23 protein-coding genes and 2 pseudogenes are annotated in these 18,497 nt (G+C 56.1%); 13 read left to right on the top strand and 12 right to left on the bottom strand.

The features are described from left to right. The first annotated feature begins 150 nt into the window (after positions 1-150). Complete coding sequence (locus IGS75_RS13810) at positions 151-1,110, top strand: IS110 family RNA-guided transposase (protein WP_202258786.1); 960 nt, start codon at positions 151-153, stop codon at positions 1,108-1,110. On the opposite strand, the gene IGS75_RS13815 is transcribed toward IGS75_RS13810, so the two are convergent. Beyond that, complete coding sequence (locus tag IGS75_RS13815; RefSeq protein WP_202258788.1) at positions 1,107-1,268, bottom strand: hypothetical protein; 162 nt, start codon at positions 1,266-1,268, stop codon at positions 1,107-1,109. The two genes, IGS75_RS13810 and IGS75_RS13815, sit on opposite strands and share 4 nt — an antisense overlap. On the opposite strand from IGS75_RS13815, the gene IGS75_RS13820 reads away from it, so the two are divergent. Further along, positions 1,239-1,571, top strand: a complete 333-nt coding sequence (locus IGS75_RS13820; protein ID WP_202258790.1) for a hypothetical protein — start codon at positions 1,239-1,241, stop codon at positions 1,569-1,571. The genes IGS75_RS13815 and IGS75_RS13820 overlap by 30 nt on opposite strands. 23 nt (positions 1,572-1,594) lie before the next feature. On the opposite strand, the gene IGS75_RS15885 is transcribed toward IGS75_RS13820, so the two are convergent. Together IGS75_RS15885 and IGS75_RS15890 are read right to left on the bottom strand one after the other, a co-directional pair. After that, positions 1,595-1,822, bottom strand: coding sequence for an LPD29 domain-containing protein (locus IGS75_RS15885; RefSeq protein WP_202258791.1), 228 nt, complete (start codon positions 1,820-1,822; stop codon positions 1,595-1,597). After that, entirely contained in the window at positions 1,816-2,184 is a 369-nt protein-coding gene (locus IGS75_RS15890) for a hypothetical protein (protein ID WP_408876504.1), read from the bottom strand. The genes IGS75_RS15885 and IGS75_RS15890 overlap by 7 nt, the downstream gene beginning before the upstream one ends. On the opposite strand from IGS75_RS15890, the gene IGS75_RS15595 reads away from it, so the two are divergent. Beyond that, entirely contained in the window at positions 2,065-2,481 is a 417-nt protein-coding gene (locus tag IGS75_RS15595) for a hypothetical protein (protein ID WP_237469141.1), read from the top strand. The genes IGS75_RS15890 and IGS75_RS15595 overlap by 120 nt on opposite strands. On the opposite strand, the gene IGS75_RS13835 is transcribed toward IGS75_RS15595, so the two are convergent. Next, on the bottom strand, positions 2,454-4,349 hold the full coding sequence (locus IGS75_RS13835; RefSeq protein ID WP_202258795.1) for a ParB/RepB/Spo0J family partition protein: 1,896 nt from the start codon (positions 4,347-4,349) through the stop codon (positions 2,454-2,456). The two genes, IGS75_RS15595 and IGS75_RS13835, sit on opposite strands and share 28 nt — an antisense overlap. A 75-nt stretch (positions 4,350-4,424) precedes the next feature. Between IGS75_RS13835 and IGS75_RS13840 the strand changes: the two genes are divergently transcribed. The 3 genes from IGS75_RS13840 to IGS75_RS13850 all read left to right on the top strand — a co-directional run bounded on the left by IGS75_RS13840 (position 4,425) and on the right by IGS75_RS13850 (position 6,452). After that, positions 4,425-4,679 carry a type II toxin-antitoxin system prevent-host-death family antitoxin gene (locus IGS75_RS13840; protein ID WP_202258797.1) on the top strand — a complete coding sequence of 85 codons (255 nt, stop codon included), beginning with the start codon at positions 4,425-4,427 and terminating at the stop codon, positions 4,677-4,679. Then, complete coding sequence (locus IGS75_RS13845) at positions 4,676-5,089, top strand: hypothetical protein (RefSeq protein ID WP_237469148.1); 414 nt, start codon at positions 4,676-4,678, stop codon at positions 5,087-5,089. Before IGS75_RS13840 ends, IGS75_RS13845 begins: the two co-directional genes overlap by 4 nt. 154 nt (positions 5,090-5,243) lie before the next feature. Further along, positions 5,244-6,452 carry an AI-2E family transporter gene (locus tag IGS75_RS13850; RefSeq protein ID WP_202258799.1) on the top strand — a complete coding sequence of 403 codons (1,209 nt, stop codon included), beginning with the start codon at positions 5,244-5,246 and terminating at the stop codon, positions 6,450-6,452. A gap of 192 nt (positions 6,453-6,644) precedes the next feature. Here the strand turns inward: IGS75_RS13850 and IGS75_RS13855 are convergent, their stop codons facing one another. Further along, positions 6,645-7,295 (bottom strand): TetR/AcrR family transcriptional regulator, encoded by a 651-nt coding sequence (locus IGS75_RS13855; protein WP_237469150.1) that lies wholly within the window; start codon positions 7,293-7,295, stop codon positions 6,645-6,647. A gap of 28 nt (positions 7,296-7,323) precedes the next feature. On the opposite strand from IGS75_RS13855, the gene IGS75_RS13860 reads away from it, so the two are divergent. Further along, a complete protein-coding gene (locus tag IGS75_RS13860; RefSeq protein WP_202258801.1) occupies positions 7,324-7,725 on the top strand; it encodes a nuclear transport factor 2 family protein in 402 nt (133 codons plus the stop codon). Positions 7,726-7,925: 200 nt separating this feature from the next. Here the strand turns inward: IGS75_RS13860 and IGS75_RS13865 are convergent, their stop codons facing one another. Beyond that, complete coding sequence (locus IGS75_RS13865; protein WP_202258803.1) at positions 7,926-9,329, bottom strand: DHA2 family efflux MFS transporter permease subunit; 1,404 nt, start codon at positions 9,327-9,329, stop codon at positions 7,926-7,928. 48 nt (positions 9,330-9,377) lie between these two features. Next, positions 9,378-9,944 (bottom strand): hydrolase, encoded by a 567-nt coding sequence (locus tag IGS75_RS13870; protein ID WP_202258805.1) that lies wholly within the window; start codon positions 9,942-9,944, stop codon positions 9,378-9,380. Between the two features lie 108 nt (positions 9,945-10,052). On the opposite strand from IGS75_RS13870, the gene IGS75_RS13875 reads away from it, so the two are divergent. The 3 genes and pseudogenes from IGS75_RS13875 (at position 10,053) to IGS75_RS13885 (ending at position 12,353) form a co-directional block, all read left to right on the top strand. After that, a complete protein-coding gene (locus IGS75_RS13875; protein WP_202258807.1) occupies positions 10,053-10,709 on the top strand; it encodes a TetR/AcrR family transcriptional regulator in 657 nt (218 codons plus the stop codon). A 149-nt stretch (positions 10,710-10,858) separates the two neighbouring features. Continuing rightward, positions 10,859-11,640, top strand: a pseudogene (locus tag IGS75_RS13880) (IS5 family transposase). A gap of 14 nt (positions 11,641-11,654) precedes the next feature. Continuing rightward, on the top strand, positions 11,655-12,353 hold the full coding sequence (locus IGS75_RS13885; protein ID WP_202258808.1) for a DUF4365 domain-containing protein: 699 nt from the start codon (positions 11,655-11,657) through the stop codon (positions 12,351-12,353). A 349-nt stretch (positions 12,354-12,702) separates the two neighbouring features. Here IGS75_RS13885 and IGS75_RS13890 read toward each other — a convergent pair whose 3' ends face one another. From IGS75_RS13890 to IGS75_RS13905, 4 genes and pseudogenes are all read right to left on the bottom strand, one after another. Then, entirely contained in the window at positions 12,703-12,999 is a 297-nt protein-coding gene (locus IGS75_RS13890; RefSeq protein WP_015075037.1) for a helix-turn-helix domain-containing protein, read from the bottom strand. Beyond that, positions 12,996-13,337, bottom strand: coding sequence for a type II toxin-antitoxin system RelE/ParE family toxin (locus tag IGS75_RS13895; RefSeq protein WP_202258810.1), 342 nt, complete (start codon positions 13,335-13,337; stop codon positions 12,996-12,998). Before IGS75_RS13895 ends, IGS75_RS13890 begins: the two co-directional genes overlap by 4 nt. A 474-nt stretch (positions 13,338-13,811) precedes the next feature. Then, the gene (locus tag IGS75_RS13900) at positions 13,812-14,771 is read right to left on the bottom strand and encodes an IS110 family RNA-guided transposase (protein ID WP_202258786.1); all 960 of its coding nucleotides are present in this window, start codon (positions 14,769-14,771) and stop codon (positions 13,812-13,814) included. A 215-nt stretch (positions 14,772-14,986) separates the two neighbouring features. Further along, a pseudogene (locus IGS75_RS13905) lies at positions 14,987-15,775 on the bottom strand (IS481 family transposase); the annotation flags it as partial. 254 nt (positions 15,776-16,029) lie between these two features. Here IGS75_RS13905 and IGS75_RS13910 point away from each other — a divergent pair. From IGS75_RS13910 to IGS75_RS13915, 3 genes are read left to right on the top strand one after another with little or no spacing between them, the layout of a single operon-like run. After that, a complete protein-coding gene (locus IGS75_RS13910) occupies positions 16,030-16,746 on the top strand; it encodes an IS110 family transposase (RefSeq protein WP_235993398.1) in 717 nt (238 codons plus the stop codon). Then, the gene (locus tag IGS75_RS15600; RefSeq protein WP_235993399.1) at positions 16,676-16,990 is read left to right on the top strand and encodes a transposase; all 315 of its coding nucleotides are present in this window, start codon (positions 16,676-16,678) and stop codon (positions 16,988-16,990) included. Before IGS75_RS13910 ends, IGS75_RS15600 begins: the two co-directional genes overlap by 71 nt. A 6-nt stretch (positions 16,991-16,996) precedes the next feature. Then, positions 16,997-17,335 (top strand): nuclear transport factor 2 family protein, encoded by a 339-nt coding sequence (locus IGS75_RS13915; protein ID WP_077804096.1) that lies wholly within the window; start codon positions 16,997-16,999, stop codon positions 17,333-17,335. 38 nt (positions 17,336-17,373) lie between these two features. On the opposite strand, the gene IGS75_RS13920 is transcribed toward IGS75_RS13915, so the two are convergent. Continuing rightward, complete coding sequence (locus IGS75_RS13920; protein ID WP_211556245.1) at positions 17,374-18,492, bottom strand: MFS transporter; 1,119 nt, start codon at positions 18,490-18,492, stop codon at positions 17,374-17,376. Positions 18,493-18,497 lie beyond the last annotated feature (5 nt).

Below are 18,497 nucleotides of genomic sequence, written 5' to 3' on the forward strand. Positions count from 1 at the left end.
GCCAGGGGCGTTCATGAGGTGAGATACAGCGCTTAACACCTGGTAGCCTGACCACGTTTTCTAGCAGGCTGATCTCGCCTCTCTTCACCGTCTCGAACAGTTGACGGCGGCCCGCTTTCGGGACCGCGAACATAAGAAAGAGAGAGTGATATGTCTGCGCAAACCGTCATTGGAATAGACGTGTCCCGAGACTGGCTCGATGGCTTTTGCCTGCCAGAAAAGCAGAGATTTCGTTTTCAGAATTCACCTGATGGCCATGCCAGATTACTGGAAACTCTTCAGAATATGCCGGACGGTCTCAAAATTGGGTTTGAAGCCACCGGTGGACAGGAATGGGCACTCTGGCGTCTTCTCATCAGTATGGGACTCAATGCAGTCCAGTTGCCCCCTGCACAGATCAAAGCTTTCGCACTCTCCATGGGGAAACGCGCGAAAACCGATCAGATCGATGCGGAATTGATTGCGCGCTTTATGGCTTTTCGTCCAGAAGCAGGACGAACACTGCCGGATGTAAAACTCCAGTTTCTGCGGGCACTGACGGTGCGCAGAGCTCAGATGGTGGAGGCACGTAAACGGCTTTCTGCCCAGATTTCGGCGCGCCGCAAGCAGGGTGTGAGCGCTGAACTGGAGGACATGGACAGCAGTCTCAAAGCATTTCTCGAAAGCCAGATCAGCGAGCTCGAACAACGGATTGAAAGCGTTATCGCAGAGGCAGAAGAACTCTCCGCGAAAGCAGAACTTCTCCGATCCATTCCTGGTATCGGCCCGGTATCAGTCTCCATGCTTCTCGCAGAAATGCCGGAACTCGGCCGTATGACGGCGACAGAAGCTGCTGCCATGGCCGGACTTGCACCAGTGGCTCACGATAGTGGCGCGATGCGGGGGAAACGTGTCATTTCAGGGGGAAGAAGATCTCTCCGTCACGTCCTGTTCCAGGCAGGATTGGCAGCTGCCTGCCATAATCCTGTTCTGAAAGCTGTCGCCAAACGCATGAAACAGCGGGGTAAGCCACATAAACTGGTGATCGTCGCTATCGCACGGCGTCTCATCACAATCGCCAACGCCGTCCTCAAAACAGGCCTGCCATGGCGCATTAGCTCCGCCGCTTAAACACAGTTGCTAGCGACCTGTCGCGCCAGACGGGCACAGAGCGCACGCGTCACAGGATCATCCTCGTCCACGATGGCCCCGGTCAGAACAGGCAGAAGGCGACGCGCTTCAGGGGCGGAGAGATCCAGATGCCAGCACGCACCGATCTGCGTGGCCACGGCGTCTGGCTGATCGACCGGGCGGACAGATACGGAGACTTCGTTACCGTCCACGTTTTCAGGTTCGAGAACGGTCTTCTGACCGTCCGGCAGGTGAACAGGGCGCAGCCCGCTCTCATTCGCCTCGTCGGCCGTCGCGTCCAGAACGAGCTGACCGGCTGCCTCGGCGGTCTCGGCGGTCTCGGCCTCGACCTAAAAATTGACGCGGTCGGAGAGAAGCTGGCGCTCGCTGAGCGTCACAATAAAAGCAGGCATGTCGGGCTCCAGAAATGGAAAAAGCCGCCCCGGAGGGGGCGGCCTTGAAGGGCGGACGAAAAAAGAGAGGCTCAGTCGCTCACATATTCGGAGCTGCCGAACACGTCCTGCCAGGGACTGTTGCCCGTCAGGTGGCAGTCGGATTGGTGGTCGTAATATCCGGACTTGAACCGCGAGGTGATGGCCTGGAGGGTTTCGGTCGCCGTCTCGTCCAGATCCTCCTCGGTCTGCACCGTCACACTCCCGTAGTCGCGTTTGCGGACGGAGAACTTGACCTTCGGGAACGCCTTCTTCAGCATCCGACGGATATTTTTGGCGGCCAGCGTGCCGCTGCTGTCGTCGCCCTGCTCCAGATGGGCATAGTCCGGATTGACGCGGAGTGCTGCGACCTCGGCGGCATGTTCCGCTTTCGCGCGCGCCTCAGCCGCGACCTTCTCGGCCTCCACTTCTGCGGCATGGGTGCGATCTCTTCAGCGCTCGCCAGTCCCTTGTCGGCTTCGATCCGCCACTGGACACCGCGCAGAATGGCCTCGGGCAGACGATGGGTGACCGAGCCACAGGCAAAAACGATGTCGTAGGAGGCGCTCCCGCCCGACACGATGGCCCCGCCACGCGACAGGGACCGGACGGTGGTCGGGCTTTCCTTGCCATGAACGGCCATGACGATTCCGGCTCCCCGGCTGTAGAGATGGGTGTAAACGCGGGTGCCGACCTGAACGGGAACGAGAGAGGGGACGAACATCGTCTGATCCTTTTCCTTTGGATTTTCGTGATGTCTTCTCCAGCGTCAGCGCGGGACGGCCGGGTCACAAGCGGCGCGTGCGCCGGCACCGGAGGCGGCGAAGCCGGTGAGGAGCCACCTTTTGACCCGGACGGAGCGCGATGGCAGCGCCCCTCCCCTCCTTTCCTCTTCTTTTTCCTCTCCCTGCTTCAGGCCACGACCACGATTTCGAGGTGATCACGCATGAACTGCATGGCCTTATTGTGCTCCGTCTGCTCGGGCTCGCTCTCGGGCGCTTGCAGAGAGAAGGTCTTTTCGGGGTCAGGCTCCGTCACCGACAGGACAGGGCCGCCCGAAATGTCAGCCTCATCATCAGCTGCTTCCTCGAAATCAGCTTCAGGCATCTCGTCCAGGTCCTCATCGTCCATCACGCTTTCCACCTCCCGGATCTTCTCCTGTTTTTTCTTCTGCTTTTGCGTCCAGACGTCCTGCGCCTGCGCAAACGACGCGACCTCGGGCAGCCAGTGGCCTTCCCCGACATGGTTCATCAGGGCCGCACGCATCTCCTTGCCCGTATTCTGCGGGGCAAGGCCTTCGGCCTGCACGGCCTTGGTAATGCCGGGCTTGCTGTAGCATTTGAGGAATGCCTCAAAGGCCATGCTCGGCATCTTCTGGTCGGCTCCGAACAGAACGCCCACGAGCTGCGCGGGCAGGCCGCTGCCGCTGTGCATCGACACATCGCAGTTCAGGATGCTTTGCAGAACGGTGACAGCATGGCGGCGGATCAGCTTTTCGTCACGGACAAGGCTGCCCTCGGGAAAGAGGTCAGCCATCGCGAGCGTGCGCGCGGTTGGTTCTGACCAGTTGTTTCCGCTGACATCGCCATGCACCCGAACATTCTCGGCCTCCAGCGCCAGCAGGAGGGCTGCGATCAGATCCCATGGATCGGCCGTCTCGGACACCTCACCAAGCGCCTCTCGCAAAGCGACGGTGCGGATCTCGCCAATCATCTTGTGGCCGGTCCCGGAGACGTCCGGTCGCTCTTTCGGGGCCTCTGGCGTGGCAGAGCTGCCCGATTGGTCAACCTTCGCGGCGCTATAAGGACGGCAGCGTTCTTCCACGATCTTCAGGGTTCGGGGATTGAGGCCGTACCCGATGACCTCACCCTCCTGTGTCGCCATCCAGGTGCCCATGGTGATGAAGCCCTCTGGCGCGCGGATGTATCCGTATTCGTCCGAGGTCAGGACAATGGAGTTTTCGGGCCGCTCATTGTCCAGCCAGTCCTGCTGTGCTGCGGCGTAAGCCGTGGCATCGAGCGTATAGCGGCTGTCTGTGTTGGCTTCGGCAAACAGATCCTCCATCCAGACAATGTTGTGCTTGCGGGCCAGCTCGTCGCCGAACCGGGCATCGCGGGCATACCATTCCTTCTGTTCGAGGTTCCGGGCCAGCGCGCCCCAGGCCACGGTGTCTTCCGGGTCTTCGGCCTTCACGCGATACTCGGCCGGATCCTCGTCGTCCTCGACGCTTTCGGAAAACATTTCCGCCCACGCGTCACGCTGCTCGTCCAGTGAGGCCTGCGCGATAATTTTGCGCTGCCGTTCATCAGGGCCTCGGCCGAGGGCGATGGCATCCAGAATGGGCGGGTGCAGCTTCGCCAGAAGACTGAGACGCTTGAGATAACTCGGCGTCACCATCAGGGCGGCACAGACCTGCGGATCTGTATAGCCAAGCTGCTCGCGCAGGCGGGTGACGCTGTTCCACTGTTCCGGCTCCGTCATGTCCAGACGGACGAAGTTCTCGCTGACAGCGGCCAGGGCATCGAGGTCTTCGCTCTGATCGCCGACATAGACGTCGATCTCGGTCAGACCGGCATAGATGGCGCCTTCCGTGCGTCGGTGGCCTGCCACGATCATCAGGCGTCCGTCTTCCAGTTCCCGGACGGCCGGGGGATGGAGGATGCCGATCGCCCTGATGTTCAGGGCCAGCTTGCGCAGTTCCTCAAGGCTTCCGATGGAAGAGCGCGGATTGTTCGGATTGGGCACAAGGGTTTTCGGATCGACGCGGCTGGCTGGTTCGTGACAGCCCCGCCTTCCCTCTTTTTTCATCTTTCCTGTGCATTTTCTCTATAGATTGCGCCAAATCTGCAAATGCTGTATTTTACGTAAATAAAGGAGAACGCAATGCGCACATTCTCGACAAGCGATCTGTCCCGCAAATCCGGAGACATCATCGCCAGTGCCCTGCAAGGGCCAATTTCAATTAATCAGCGCGGCAAACCAAGATTGGTCATGCTGAGTGTCGAACAATACGAGGCATTGGTGGGAAGCGCGCCAGAGCGTACTGCCGGTGCCACTACGGAAATGCCTCAGGATTTGGCTCACGACATAGAAAATGCGATTGACGGGTACCTGCTGGAAACCCGCACAGAACGATGAGCCGGATTTTCCGGCCCGGCATGGTGCTGCGGTATCCTTATCTATGGCACTGGCAGAGCGGGAATGGCGAAACAGAAGGACGCAAGAATCGTCCAACGGCGGTGGCCGCAGTCTTTATAGGTCGTGATGATCGTCAGTATGTCCTGCTGTTGCCCCTGACGACAAAACAGCCGTCTGCAACCCGCATTGCTGTTGAAGTGCCAGCGACCGAAAAGAAGCGTGCTGGCCTTGATCAGGCGTTGCGTCAATGGATCCTGTTGGACGAATACAACCTGGATCCGACCGCTACCTCATATTACTTGCAGCACACGTCATCGCTTGGTCAGTTCAGTGACGCGTTCATGCGTCCCGTACTGACACAATTCCGGGAGCTTCTGCCTACGGCACGGCGTATTTCTCGCTATCCTTGAGAAGACCGCTTACGCCCTCAATCCCGACGTTAATTTTGATTGCTATAGGCCATGGAAAGCGGACACGATCTCTTGGCACAGGATAAAAAAGCGGGAATCACAAAATCTCTCATCACTTATGTTTCGATCATAAATACTTCACTTAAGGCCTTCCATGTCTCAGTCAATTACATTGCGTAATCCGCTCGTCACTCTCCTCGCACTCACTGCCATGACGATCGGGATCTTCGGCGGGGCACTCTATGTCGCATCTCCCCTCCTGATGGCCGTCGTCTGGGGTGGGGTAATCGCCATTGCCATGCGCCCCTGTCAGCGCTTTCTCAGCCGCTGGATCGGAGAGAAATCAGCTGCTCTCAGCATTATCGCCGGCGCTCTGGTTCTCTTCGTAGCCGCCTCATCATACCTCACCATCAATCTGGTGACCGAGGCATCAACCGTCGTCTCACATTTCTCCTCGCACAAAGACACTCCACCATCCACACAGACACCCAACCCAACACAGCCAGGCCCAACTGACACACAGCCACCCAACTCTCAGGATACCAACCTACCGGGCGCAGTGTCGCAGCCTGCGGACAATTCTGATCCGTCAGCGGCATTGGGTCTGTCGCGTCTGCCTCAGGAGGTGACTAGCCCTCTGAACCGCATCCTTTTGCATGTTCCTGGCGTGGCTAACGGCAAGGTCAATCTGCATCAGGTCCGTCACATGGTGACCGAGAAGGCGGCTGCGTCCTCTCAGGGCTTTGCCAAGGGAGTGTTCGGTATTGTCAAGGAGATCCCGCACACGCTGGAAACTGTCGGTATCGCTCTTCTGACGGCGGCATGCTGTCTGATGTCTTATGGCCGTGTCTCATCATCGGTTCTCAGCGTGAGTGCGAATGTTCTTCAACGCGAAGACATCGTCGTTCATATCGTGCGCAGTATCCGCGGCGCCGTAAACGGACTAGTGTTGGTTGGCTTTGGCGAAGCGCTTGTGGTCGCACCTTGCATCGTGGCGTCCGGGACGCCTCATTCTGTCATCTTGGTGCTGCTACTCGGCATTGGGGCTAGTATCCCTTTCTGCGGGTATCCGGCTGTCCTCCTTATCGGAGGTGTCATTGCTGCAAGTCATGGTGTCACGATGGCAGTAGTTGAAATCGCCTTTGGTCTGTTTGTCCTCTTTGTCGGCGAACACTTCTTCCGTCCGAAGTTCATCTCCGACGAAACCCGCCTACCATTCTTGCATACGCTGATTGCTATTCTCGGAGGGCTCTCAACTATGGGGCTAGTCGGCCTATTTATCGGCCCTGCGCTGGTGGCCGCAGCGCACATGCTGTGGTGTGAAGCCGACGGCTCCTTCGAGCACGCCGAGGAAAAGCACTGAAAACTCAATATGAACCGCTTCGGGTTAGGCAGAGACGTCCGCTTCCAAACGCCTCTCTCCGATTAGCTGACCTTCCGCTTCCCCACCCTGATCCGTCTGTCTGCTCAGTGATGCAGGAGCAGACAGGCCGCAGTCGCCTCATTTCGGTCATAAACAGGGGCGTTTAAGTTTTTGGAAAGCAGACATGATCGATCAAGTGCGTACGAGTGTTTTGTAGTCAGATTCTGTAATGCCCATTGCCATGTAGGCGCGCTTGGTCTGGGCTTCCCTGATCGTGTCCAGCGACAGTCCGTTTGCGAGCATGTCCTCAATTAGGTCGATATGCAGGGCTGCCAGAAGAGCGTGGGCGTTATAAAGGGCCGCACCCTCCGGCGGCGAGCCCGTCCCTTCCTCGATGAACCTCGCGGTCACCCCAAGCATCCAGCGATAATGCGGCGATTGCAGAATGCCCGGACCGAATTCGAGCGCCCGGATCAGGTGGCGGTTGTCGAGCTTGAACGTCAAGATCAGGTCAAGAAACGCTGCAAGACGCTGTTGCGGTAAGGTATCTTGCCGGAAAGGAGCCGCACCACTCTCCACGCTTGCCCGTAGAGCTTCGATCTTTGTGGCCCAGAGAGAGTCGAGCAATCCCGCGCGACTACCAAACGCGCGGAACAGTGTTCCCTTCCCGACACTGCATGCCGCCGCAATGGCATCCATGGTCACACGTTCAGGCCCATCAGCCTGTGCAAAGAGGATATCGGCGGCCTCAAGCATGCGGATCGTGGCGGTTGGCGGCCGTCCGCGACGAACTACTTGATTTTCGGACTTTCGGTCCGATATATAATGTAAATCTGGACTCATGGTCCGGAAATCATATCAAGGAAGCACCATGTCACCAACATCCGAACTGCCAGACTGGCTCGAAAATGCACTAGACGCACTTCGCGCAGGTGATATCGCGGGCTGGATGGCGATCTACGCAGCCGACGCATGCCATGAATTTCCGTTCGCGCCCGAGGGCGCCCCGCGTAAGCTGATCGGACGGGACGCCATTGCGGCCTATGTGGCCCATCTGCCATCTATAATCCGGTTCGGCGCGCTGAGCGACATTCGCGTCCATAGCGCTGGCAACGAACTGATTGTTGAGGCAACGGGCCATCATGAACGCGTTGTCGACGATAGCACAAAGAGCTTGTCCTACGTCTGGTTCATCGAAAGGCGTGACGCGAAGGTCACTCGGATACGCGACTATATGAACCCGCTTCAGCTTGCAGCGATTGTCTCAGACTGAATGACACAAGCTGGCATGGCGTCCCCAGAAGACTAACTGTCGGAACGGACGGCTTGAATGGGGCTGCTCTCGCCTACATCTCGGACAATCCGAAATACAAACAACTGATCTTAAAGCGGATGACGCTGCCCAATCTTGCCTGGGTCATTTTTATTTTCTCAGGCGAGTATCCATGCACGACGGGTTCAGTTCGATCCGAACTAACATTTCCTCTCTGAAGACTTGATGAAACGCGTGGTAAGCAACAGAGCGCCATGGAATAACGCAAGCAATCCAAATGTTTCGGCGTAAGCCTCCGATGCGACATGGGATGGAGCGATTGTCGCAAGCCGCCACCCGAGGAATGTGGCGCACGCTGTGATCAATGTCGGTCCCCCAATCCTTTGCATGATGTTCAGCGCAGTCGTTGCCATCGGAATATCTGGGCGTGCGATCGAAGCATATCCCACGCTCATCGCCGGAATACCGACAGCGCCCCCACCTCCGCCACGCAGCAACAATGCTAAGGCGAGCAGGACGACGTTCAGACCGTTATAGGCGAGCAACGCTAAAATCAGTGTGCCAACAAAGGACAAAAGAGCCCCGCAACCGGTCAGATCACGCGCGTCAAACCGGTCACTCAGACGGCCAATGAGCGGATAGACGCACATCATCCCCACACCCAGGGGTGCCATGAACAGGCCCGTCCGCTCGGGCGAGACACCGCAGGCGTGAATCAGCCATACGGGTAGAAGCATCTGACCAGCGAACGACACCCCGTTCGTCAGAAACATAATGATCGCCGACACCGAAAAGGCAGGCGCACGCAGCAGGCGCAGGTCGATCAGCGCGTCATCGCCCTTGCGTCGCGCGGATCTGACATACAGGACGAACAGCACGAGGGACGCGCCTAAAGTCGCCTGTCCATAAAGCCGGGCGACATGATCCATGCCGTAAAGAAACGAGACGAGAGCGGGAGCGAGAAATCCTAGCCCGGTCAGGTCAAGTGGACGGGGGCGCTCGTCATGCCGATCGTCAGGGAGAAACAGAACGGCAAGGGCAAAAGCCGCAAGCCCGACCGGCACATTGAGAAGAAAGATCCATCGCCAGGACGCGATGGAGAGAATGGCACCGGCGACGACGGGTCCAAGAAGCGGCGCGAGCAGAACAGGTGCCGTCATTGCGCTCGCGACCCTCGGCATCTGTCGGCCCGCCACACGAGCTACCGTCATCTGCGCCATAGGGGCGAGCAGTCCGCCCGCCATGCCTTGCAGCAGCCGGAATACGATCAGCGAGGGTGCCGACCACGCTAGTGCGCACAGGCCTGATGTCAGCGTGAAGGCACCGAAGCACCATAAATAGACCGCTCGCCCCCCGAGGCGGCTTACGAGCCATCCATTCAGTGGCAACGTCAGGGCGAGCGCCAGCAGATAGCCGCTCACCACCCATTGAATGTGTGAAAACGGAGCGTGCAGGGTCGCGACGAGATCTGGTAGCGACACATTGACGATCGTGGCGTCCAGTTGCGCCATGAAAGATCCGACCGCCGCGACGCTCACGATTTTCCAGGTGCCCGGAGGCAGTTGATCCGGGTCTAAGGCTGGCAACGACGTTCTGGCGTTCATGAATGATCTCGCGGGAAACCGTGAGACGCGCAGACATGAGCCATGCGTTTACGCATCCAGCGCGATCGCGTCGCTCGTCGTCACGCGGCCAAGACGAGGAAAAATCTCCTCGCAGGCAAAGCGCTGCATCTCTTCGGTTAATGTCGACATGACATCCTCGGCGAGCACGACATTGTATCCATGCTCATGTGCCGCTCTGGCGGTCGATTCCACACCCAGATTGGTGGCGATTCCACCGAGTACGATGGTGGTGATCCCGCGACGTCGAAGCTGGAGATCGAGATCCGTGCCGTAGAAAGCGCCCCATTGCCGTTTCGTGATGCGCAGATCGGTTGGTTCGGCAAGCCCCTCGACCAGTTCTGCCCAGTCTGGTGCGAAGCCGCCAGGCGGTGAAAAGGAGCGATCGACGACCGCATGAACGGCATCGGCGAAATCTGGCGCGAACGCTACATTAACCAAAATGACCGGTGCGCGGGCAGCCCGGAAACGTGTCGCAAGCTCTTTCGATCGCTCAACAATCGCAGCACCCGGTGTCGGAGCCAGGGGCAGCTCCGTGATGCCCTTCTGGAGATCGATCAGGACGAGGGCCGTCTTGGTGGCTTGAAGCGAAATCATGGAGAAACATCCCTGTCGGCGTTAGAACCGCCATCCCGAACCATTGTCCGGAACAAGCGGAAACGTTAGTAAGTTGAGTAGGTACTCAAGCAGGAGCATTATTTGAGGATGGACTCAAATTCGTCAAGGGGTAAACGGACGTCCCTTCAGCCGATGCGCGCGGCTGGGCGTCAGCGCGTCGAGGAGTTACTGGAGGCCGCGTCCGACCTCATGGCGGAACGAGGGTATGAGGCGACAACCATGGCGGAGATCGCCGCGCGTGCCGAGGCGAAGATCGGATCGCTCTATCGCTTCTTTCCGAACAAGGAGGCTGTGGCGGACGCTCTTGTGCAGCGGCATATCGCCGTTCTGGAAGACGAATACGCGGCACTCGCCAAACGTGCCGCCACACTATCCCCGGACGCTCTGGCGGACGTTCTGATCGAACTGCTTGTCACGCTTCATCCTCGCGTGAAATCCCTGTCTGCGCTGATGGAGGCACGGACTGACAAGATGGAGATCCGTGATCGTGCACGAGGACATGCCATAGTCGGAATTGCGGCAGCGTTGCGTGTCTGTGCGCCAGAGTTGGAGGACGCACTGGCGAGAGATATTGCTGCGGTCGTTCTAAACAGTATGAAAGTGTTGCGTAGCATGCTCGCGCAGGACGCGCCCACGACGTCAGGCTCGCCTGACGAATTGCGACGAATGCACCGTCTCTATCTAACGGACCGGCTGCAGCCGTTTCGGCGTACTCCAGATGGCATAACGGGCGTAGAGCCATAATTTCGCAGATTGGTGCAGCCAGGGTTTCAAACGCCAACTTCATCACACCCCAAGTGAGGAGGCTAGGTCACGTTGACAAAAGGTCTATACGATCTGGGTGAGATCTGATTCACTTTGTTTCTGTGGGATAGCAGACAGAGAAAACAGGTATGACACGAGGCGACCTGACGGATCAGGAATGGGCGGTGATTGGTCCGCTTCTGCCGCCTGAGCGCGGACGTTGGGCCCGACCAGCCGGAGACAACCGCCGGTTTCTCAATGGCATGCTGCATGTCCTGCGCGTCGGTTGTCCATGGCGGGATATGCATGAGCGCTATGGCAAGTGGAACTCCGTTTATGTCCGGTTTCGCCGTTGGGCTGAACAGGGCGTGTGGGATGCCCTGCTGCAAACCCTGGTAGACCTCGGCCTGACCAATAACTGGCAGCATATGCTCGACAGCACCGTAGTCCGTGCCCATTCACAGGCTACGGGCGCAAAAGGGGGGCTCATTCGGAGGCTTTTGGTCGATCACGCGGCGGCTTTACGAGCAAAATCCATGCCCGATGTGACAATCAGGGACGCCCTTTCGGCTTTGTCCTTACCGGAGGCCAAGTCTCGGATTACAAAGCCACAGACGCCCTGATGAAGCTACCTGTCCCGAACCCCAAAGCCATGCTGGCCGACCGGGGCTATGACAGTGACAGTTTCCGCCAGGAACTGCTGTTCCATGGGATCCTGCCGATTATTCCATCACGCAAAGGCCGCAACGCTCCACAGAAAACAGACTGGCGGCGTTACAGAGACCGCAATCGCATTGAGCGGATGTTCAACAGGCTCAAGCAGATGCGCCGTATTGCAACCCGATACGACAAAACCGCCCTGTCCTTTATGAGTTTCCTCAATATCGCCGCCGCAAAACTCTGGATTAACTCTTTTGTCAACACGGCCTAAAACGGGATATACAAATGCAATTTACAGCCAACAATACAATAGACCAGGTCGGCATTCATTATTTTTCCATGATGACCACTAAGGTTCTTGGTCATATTTGTCGGTTAAATACGAGTACAGATGTAGGGATTGACGCTTGGATCGAACTGGTCGATGGAAACCGAATGGCAACCGGCACATACGTCGCAGCTCAGATAAAATCGTCAGAGAATACAGATGAAAAAAATAGCATTACCCATTACATAGATGAAAAACATAAAGAATACTGGTTAAACCATAGCATTCCGGTAGTTTTTGTTGACGTTAATATCGATAAAAATTGCATCCTTATTAAGGATATATCTCAAAGAAATTTAGTTCAAACTAATACACGGTGGAAGATAACTCTGACTGAGGATGATGAATTATCCAAAGTTGGACGCGATCTTTTTTCAAGGTTGGCGAGGCCTCACCCGAGTGACCCCTTACGTTCCAAACTCCGCGAATTGCAGATTGTATTAAATGATTATAGTTACGTTCCTGTGATGGTGGCCGATATGGCAGATGGTCTCCAAGTCATTGGTCGCACAATAATGGAACTCACGCAGCTACTAAATATGGCCAATCTGGATACGGCTCGATATGGTCGCGAGATACGTTCTGATATTGAAATACAAATCGGCCGCGCGCTAAAAATTAAAACAGAGTGGTCATATTATTACACCTCAGATTGAATTGATGTCCTAGTTATTGCGGTAAGAAGCCAGGCTAGGCATTACAATGGCGCGTCAAGTCTGCCGCTGAACCGCTGACGAGAAGTGGCGTAGTCGGTCGCGTGGCCGCTTCTTCGTCATAATGCCTGTTAGGAGACATTCCGTTTCCCCCCGATTGTGTTGAAAAAGTCAGGTTGAGGTGTCTGCTCAGGATTTTGTATGCAATTGGGAATGAAAGTTCTCCATGATTACAACGCTCTATACGTTATGACATCGAACCTAAATGTCGAGTGCAAACTCCAGTGGGACTTTTTCAACACAATCCCCCCATATCGGTCGTCTGAATGAGCGTGTCGGGACCTGTGTTTTCTCAACGAACGGCAGAAAGCAGCTCACTCACTAACGACGGTCGCTTATCCAACATCGCCAGCAAAACCTGAGCCGGTCCGGTTGGCTGACGACGGCCATGCTCCCAGTTCAGAAGGGTCCCCTTGGCGACCCCGATGCTTCTGGCAAACTGGGCCTGAGAGAGTCCGGTCCGGGTTCTGATGGCCGCCACGTCAACCGACGGAACACGCACCTGGTGGGTCACGCAGTCGTCGGCCGGAGCGTCCGAATAGGCAAGAGCCTCATTTAGCCCCTGCAGAATGCTGTCATAAGCGCTCATGATGGTTCTCCGTATTTCGCAACAAGCGTCTTGCTCAACTCTATCAGGGCGGCCTGTTCAGATCGCGTCAGATTGTCTTTCTCGTTTTTGGCAAAAACAGTCAGGAGAAACAGAGGCATCTGCCTTCCACCAAAAACGTAGAGAGTTCTGTACCCTCCCCTCTTCCCACCATTCTCGCGGGAAAAGCGGACCTTTCGCAGACCGCCGCCTAAAGAAAGGCCAGCATCTGGCATCGCAGCGAGCATGTTAATCAGAGCCATACGATCGTCGTCTGACATCAGGGCTTTTGCCCGCTTTATGAATTCAGGCAGTTCGACAACGGTCTGCAGCTTTGACATTCACAATGGAATATATGCCAATAGCATATACGTCAACGGCGTATAATTCAGAGAGGCAAGCAGTATGGCGGGTATTCAGACAAAGAGCACCCCAAAAACTGCACGAAATCTCCAAAACCGGCAGTTTTTCGCCATAAAATCTATGTCCGTTTTTTTACTTTATCGGACATAGGGTAGTATGCATGAAATCGTCTCTAAAATGCTCTTCCTATGTGCTGATTTGGAGCCCTTGTCCTCGGACAAAAACAACTCTGGAAAAGATGGTTTCATCGCCTCTGCCATTCCGGGCGTGAGGAATTACACCCCCGCATAGACCCACAATCCTTTATCGGTTGTGCAGCGGCTTTGGGGGGGGGAAGCGAAAGGTCTGCTTTTAGATCCTATTACAAACAAGCAGACATCGTTGATTAGTCTCCTTCGCTTCAAACGAAAAATTGATTACTTAAGACTCTCCAAATCATCTAGCAACTGTGTTTAAGCGGCGGAGCTAATGCGCCATGGCAGGCCTGTTTTGAGGACGGCGTTGGCGATTGTGATGAGACGCCGTGCGATAGCGACGATCACCAGTTTATGTGGCTTACCCCGCTGTTTCATGCGTTTGGCGACAGCTTTCAGAACAGGATTATGGCAGGCAGCTGCCAATCCTGCCTGGAACAGGACGTGACGGAGAGATCTTCTTCCCCCTGAAATGACACGTTTCCCCCGCATCGCGCCACTATCGTGAGCCACTGGTGCAAGTCCGGCCATGGCAGCAGCTTCTGTCGCCGTCATACGGCCGAGTTCCGGCATTTCTGCGAGAAGCATGGAGACTGATACCGGGCCGATACCAGGAATGGATCGGAGAAGTTCTGCTTTCGCGGAGAGTTCTTCTGCCTCTGCGATAACGCTTTCAATCCGTTGTTCGAGCTCGCTGATCTGGCTTTCGAGAAATGCTTTGAGACTGCTGTCCATGTCCTCCAGTTCAGCGCTCACACCCTGCTTGCGGCGCGCCGAAATCTGGGCAGAAAGCCGTTTACGTGCCTCCACCATCTGAGCTCTGCGCACCGTCAGTGCCCGCAGAAACTGGAGTTTTACATCCGGCAGTGTTCGTCCTGCTTCTGGACGAAAAGCCATAAAGCGCGCAATCAATTCCGCATCGATCTGATCGGTTTTCGCGCGTTTCCCCATGGAGAGTGCGAAAGCTTTGATCTGTGCAGGGGGCAACTGGACTGCATTGAGTCCCATACTGATGAGAAGACGCCAGAGTGCCCATTCCTGTCCACCGGTGGCTTCAAACCCAATTTTGAGACCGTCCGGCATATTCTGAAGAGTTTCCAGTAATCTGGCATGGCCATCAGGTGAATTCTGAAAACGAAATCTCTGCTTTTCTGGCAGGCAAAAGCCATCGAGCCAGTCTCGGGACACGTCTATTCCAATGACGGTTTGCGCAGACATATCACTCTCTCTTTCTTATGTTCGCGGTCCCGAAAGCGGGCCGCCGTCAACTGTTCGAGACGGTGAAGAGAGGCGAGATCAGCCTGCTAGAAAACGTGGTCAGGCTACCAGGTGTTAAGCGCTGTATCTCACCTCATGAACGCCCCTGGCCAGGGGCGTTCATGAGGTCATCATAACAGGTTGGAAACACATAAGGTGTTTAGTCCCGTGGTTTGATGGGTTGGATTATGGAAGCGTTTGACGGTTGCTTCCTTGATTGTCCGGTTCATCCGCTCAACCTGACCGTTCGTCCAGGGATGATTGGGTTTCGTCAGACGATGTTCGATCCCGTGAGCTTCGCAGATCATGTCGAAGCGCATGGGGCGAGACCAGGCCGTATTGCGGTTACGGGGCTGATCAGCGAACTGGATGCCGTTATCGGTCAGAATGGTATGGATCCGGTAAGGAATGATGCTCAGGAGATATTCGAGGAATTCCCAGGCGGTCTTCCGATCGGCTTTCCCGACGAGTTGTGTGACAGCGAACTTGCTGGTCCGATCGATGGCGACGAAGAGATACAGCTTGCCTTCAGCAGTCTGGACCTCGGCAATATCGATGTGAAAAAAGCCGATGGGATAGCGTTTGAAACGTTGTCGTCTGGGCTTGTCTCCCTCGATATCCGGAAGCCGGGATATTCCGTGGCGCTGCAGGCAGCGATGCAGGGCCGAGCGTGTCAGATGGGGAATGCTGGCCTGCAGGGCATAAAGGCAGTCATCCAGCGGCAGCAACGTATGCCGGCGAAACGCCACGATCATTGCTTCGTCCGTCTCGGACAGAACTGTGGATCGCGGCTCTTTGGGACCTGTCTTCTGATCCTCAACCGTTTGACGCTTCCGCCACTTTGCAACTGTTTTCGGGTTGACCCCGAACTTCTTGCTCAGCGTCGCGAGCGAAGCCTGCGATCGCTGTATTGCTGCTCGCACGGCGTGCGTGGTCGTGGCGCTGCCATGACGTATCTGTCCCATAAGGCTTCCTTCCACTCGCGTGAAAATACCACACCATCAAACCCCGGGACTAAACACCTTATGTGTTTCCAGCCTGTTATGATGGCCTCATGAACGACCCTGGCCAGGGTCGTTCATGAGGTGAGATACAGCGCTTAACACCTGGTAGCCTGACCACGTTTTCTAGCAGGCTGATCTCGCCTCTCTTCACCGTCTCGAACAGTTGACGGCGGCCCGGTTCCGGGACCGCGAACATAAGAAAGAGAGAGAGTGATATGTCTTCGGAAACGGTCATTGGAGTAGATGTGTCTCGAGACTGGCTTGATGGCTTTTGCCTGCCAGAAAAGCAGAGATTTCGTTTTCAGAATTCACCTGATGGCCATGCCAGATTACTGGAAACTCTTCAGAGTATGCCGGACGGTCTCACGGTTGGATTTGAAGCCACCGGTGGACAGGAATGGGCACTCTGGCGTGTTCTCATCAGTATGGGACTCAATGCCGTCCAGTTGCCTCCAGCACAGATCAAAGCTTTCGCACTCGCCATGGGGAAACGCGCGAAAACCGATCAGATCGATGCGGAATTGATTGCGCGCTTTATGGCTTTTCGTCCAGAAGCAGGACGAACACTGCCGGATGAGAAGCTCCAGTTTCTGCGGGCACTGACGGTGCGCAGAGCTCAGATGGTGGAGGCACGTAAACGGCTTTCTGCCCAGATTTCGGCGCGCCGCAAGCAAGGTGTGAGCGCTGAACTGGAGGAGATGGACAGCAGTCTCAAAGCATTTCTCGAAAGCCAGATCAGCGAGCTTGAACAACGGATTGAAAAGCGTTATCGCAAAGGCAGAAGAACTCTCCGCCATAGCAGAGCCTCTCCGTTTCATTCCTGGTATGGGCCCGGTATCAGTCGCCATGCTTCTCGCAGAAATGCCAAAGCTCGGCCCCATGACAGCGACAGAAGCCGCTGCCATGACCGGACTTGCGCCAATGGCTCATGATAGTGGCGCGATGCGTGGGAAACGGGTCATTTCAGGGGGAAGAAGATCTCTCCGCCACGTGCTGTTCCAGGCAGGATTGGCAGCTGCCTGCCATAATCCAGTTCTGAAAGCTGTTGCCAAGCGCATGAAAGAGCGGGGTAAACCACATAAACTAGTGATCGTCGCTATCGCACGGCGCCTCATCACAATCGCCAACGCTATCCTCAAAACTGGAGTGCCATGGCGCATTAGCTCCGCCGCTTAAACACAGTTGCTAGGCGGCCTTGCCCATTTTACTGGTCTGCCGCTTATCGATCTGCGGGGTGACGTCGCGATTGTCACATCCTACCTCATGATTATTCATCTTGACCATGAAGGTCATCGACGCGAACTGCCAAATCATGGGGCCTCGACGGGATACCGCATTCACCGCGTGGTCGTGAACCGTTGGGAGCTTGAACGGCACAAAGGTCGCTGGATGATTGCCAGGCGCACCCTTCTGCCCGTCGACGGGTCGGCTGAGCAGCAGGAGCTGCTGCGCAGGGGTTTGAATGGGGTGTATCGCAGATCATTGGGATCTGAAGAGAACGAAGACCCGATCGACGGATAGTTGATGGTGTCGCAAAACGCCGCAGGTTGGTCAGTTTCTTACAACGATGGCCGACCAGAGACAGCAACGCCGCCCAAAGCCAGAATAATGGCGGCTATGAAGGCAGAACTTATATTGCCAGGGAGATATTCCAAAAACGATGACAGGAATTGCCCCATAAAAATGGCAACAGACAGGTAGGCAAGTGCTGAGCCGCGTTCGACAGAGTGGGTGCGTTCGATCGTCAGGTGATTGACGAGGGGAACTGTCAGTCCGAAACCGGTCCCGAGCATGATTGCAGCGCCAATCATCGGGACTGCCGTCATCATGGAAGCAAAAAGTGCATGGGCGGCTGCATAGGCCAGAAAGCCCGCCCGCAAAGTGTTTTGCTCCCCGATACGCCGACAGATTTTTGGGAGAAACCACGCTGCTCCTACAGCGACAAGAGAGACGAATGACAGAAAATACCCTGTTTGCGCCTCGGAGAAGTGAATGCCTTCCAGCCGTCTGGGCAAGGAGATGATCGCTGTGAAGAACACGGTCATGGAGAGGAGAGCGGCTATATATATTCGCGCCAGTTTGCCCAGAACAGAACCTCGATCTGCTTCTGTTTGGGGTGACGCAACGGGTTTGACTGGCGGATACGGTACGAACAGTTCGACGAGGACGAGAAAGACCCAACTCATCAGATAGAGCGAAAACGGCCATTGCCATCCCATACTGGCGAGGAGTCCTCCCAGAGACAGGAAGATAACGCCTCCCAGTTCAATGGCCATGCCCTGGAGTGCGATCATCTTGAGCCGCGCGTGTCCCTCAAAAAAATCGGATAAAAGCCCTGTGCCCGAAGCCATCACGATCGCTGTTGCTCCCCCGAGCAAAAGCCGGTCAGAAAAGATCAATACTGCGTTGCTCAGCCATATACATGCCAGCCCGAGCGCTCCGTACAGAGCGAGGCCAATACGCAAGGCCTGGCGAGAGCCAAGGCGTGTAATCAGGTGGCCGGCAAAGGGGCCAAAGATCACTACGCCGAGTGAGGGCAAGGTGACCAGCCAGCTTGCTTCCTGGGAGAGACCGAGAGCCGTCGCGATGCCGGGCAGGCCAGGTACGATAACGCAGCCGACCATGATCGTCAGACATGCGACACAGAGCAGAGCAAAGACGCCCCTTCGCTTTAACATGGACA

Origin of the sequence: Gluconobacter sphaericus (assembly GCF_016757795.1) — a bacterium.
GTDB lineage: Bacteria > Pseudomonadota > Alphaproteobacteria > Acetobacterales > Acetobacteraceae > Gluconobacter > Gluconobacter sphaericus.

Excerpts from the sequence above, each read along its gene's own strand:
- IGS75_RS13810 (WP_202258786.1), top strand. The coding sequence starts at position 151 with ATGTCTGCGCAAACCGTCATTGGAATAGACGTGTCCCGAGACTGGCTC.
- IGS75_RS13820 (WP_202258790.1), top strand. The coding sequence starts at position 1,239 with ATGCCAGCACGCACCGATCTGCGTGGCCACGGCGTCTGGCTGATCGAC.
- IGS75_RS15885 (WP_202258791.1), bottom strand. The coding sequence starts at position 1,822 with ATGCTGAAGAAGGCGTTCCCGAAGGTCAAGTTCTCCGTCCGCAAACGC.
- IGS75_RS15595 (WP_237469141.1), top strand. The coding sequence starts at position 2,065 with ATGGGTGACCGAGCCACAGGCAAAAACGATGTCGTAGGAGGCGCTCCC.
- IGS75_RS15890 (WP_408876504.1), bottom strand. The coding sequence starts at position 2,184 with ATGGCCGTTCATGGCAAGGAAAGCCCGACCACCGTCCGGTCCCTGTCG.
- IGS75_RS13835 (WP_202258795.1), bottom strand. The coding sequence starts at position 4,349 with ATGAAAAAAGAGGGAAGGCGGGGCTGTCACGAACCAGCCAGCCGCGTC.
- IGS75_RS13840 (WP_202258797.1), top strand. The coding sequence starts at position 4,425 with ATGCGCACATTCTCGACAAGCGATCTGTCCCGCAAATCCGGAGACATC.
- IGS75_RS13845 (WP_237469148.1), top strand. The coding sequence starts at position 4,676 with ATGAGCCGGATTTTCCGGCCCGGCATGGTGCTGCGGTATCCTTATCTA.
- IGS75_RS13850 (WP_202258799.1), top strand. The coding sequence starts at position 5,244 with ATGTCTCAGTCAATTACATTGCGTAATCCGCTCGTCACTCTCCTCGCA.
- IGS75_RS13855 (WP_237469150.1), bottom strand. The coding sequence starts at position 7,295 with ATGAGTCCAGATTTACATTATATATCGGACCGAAAGTCCGAAAATCAA.
- IGS75_RS13860 (WP_202258801.1), top strand. The coding sequence starts at position 7,324 with ATGTCACCAACATCCGAACTGCCAGACTGGCTCGAAAATGCACTAGAC.
- IGS75_RS13865 (WP_202258803.1), bottom strand. The coding sequence starts at position 9,329 with ATGAACGCCAGAACGTCGTTGCCAGCCTTAGACCCGGATCAACTGCCT.
- IGS75_RS13870 (WP_202258805.1), bottom strand. The coding sequence starts at position 9,944 with ATGATTTCGCTTCAAGCCACCAAGACGGCCCTCGTCCTGATCGATCTC.
- IGS75_RS13875 (WP_202258807.1), top strand. The coding sequence starts at position 10,053 with ATGGACTCAAATTCGTCAAGGGGTAAACGGACGTCCCTTCAGCCGATG.
- IGS75_RS13885 (WP_202258808.1), top strand. The coding sequence starts at position 11,655 with ATGCAATTTACAGCCAACAATACAATAGACCAGGTCGGCATTCATTAT.
- IGS75_RS13890 (WP_015075037.1), bottom strand. The coding sequence starts at position 12,999 with ATGAGCGCTTATGACAGCATTCTGCAGGGGCTAAATGAGGCTCTTGCC.
- IGS75_RS13895 (WP_202258810.1), bottom strand. The coding sequence starts at position 13,337 with ATGTCAAAGCTGCAGACCGTTGTCGAACTGCCTGAATTCATAAAGCGG.
- IGS75_RS13900 (WP_202258786.1), bottom strand. The coding sequence starts at position 14,771 with ATGTCTGCGCAAACCGTCATTGGAATAGACGTGTCCCGAGACTGGCTC.
- IGS75_RS13910 (WP_235993398.1), top strand. The coding sequence starts at position 16,030 with ATGTCTTCGGAAACGGTCATTGGAGTAGATGTGTCTCGAGACTGGCTT.
- IGS75_RS15600 (WP_235993399.1), top strand. The coding sequence starts at position 16,676 with ATGCCAAAGCTCGGCCCCATGACAGCGACAGAAGCCGCTGCCATGACC.
- IGS75_RS13920 (WP_211556245.1), bottom strand. The coding sequence starts at position 18,492 with ATGTTAAAGCGAAGGGGCGTCTTTGCTCTGCTCTGTGTCGCATGTCTG.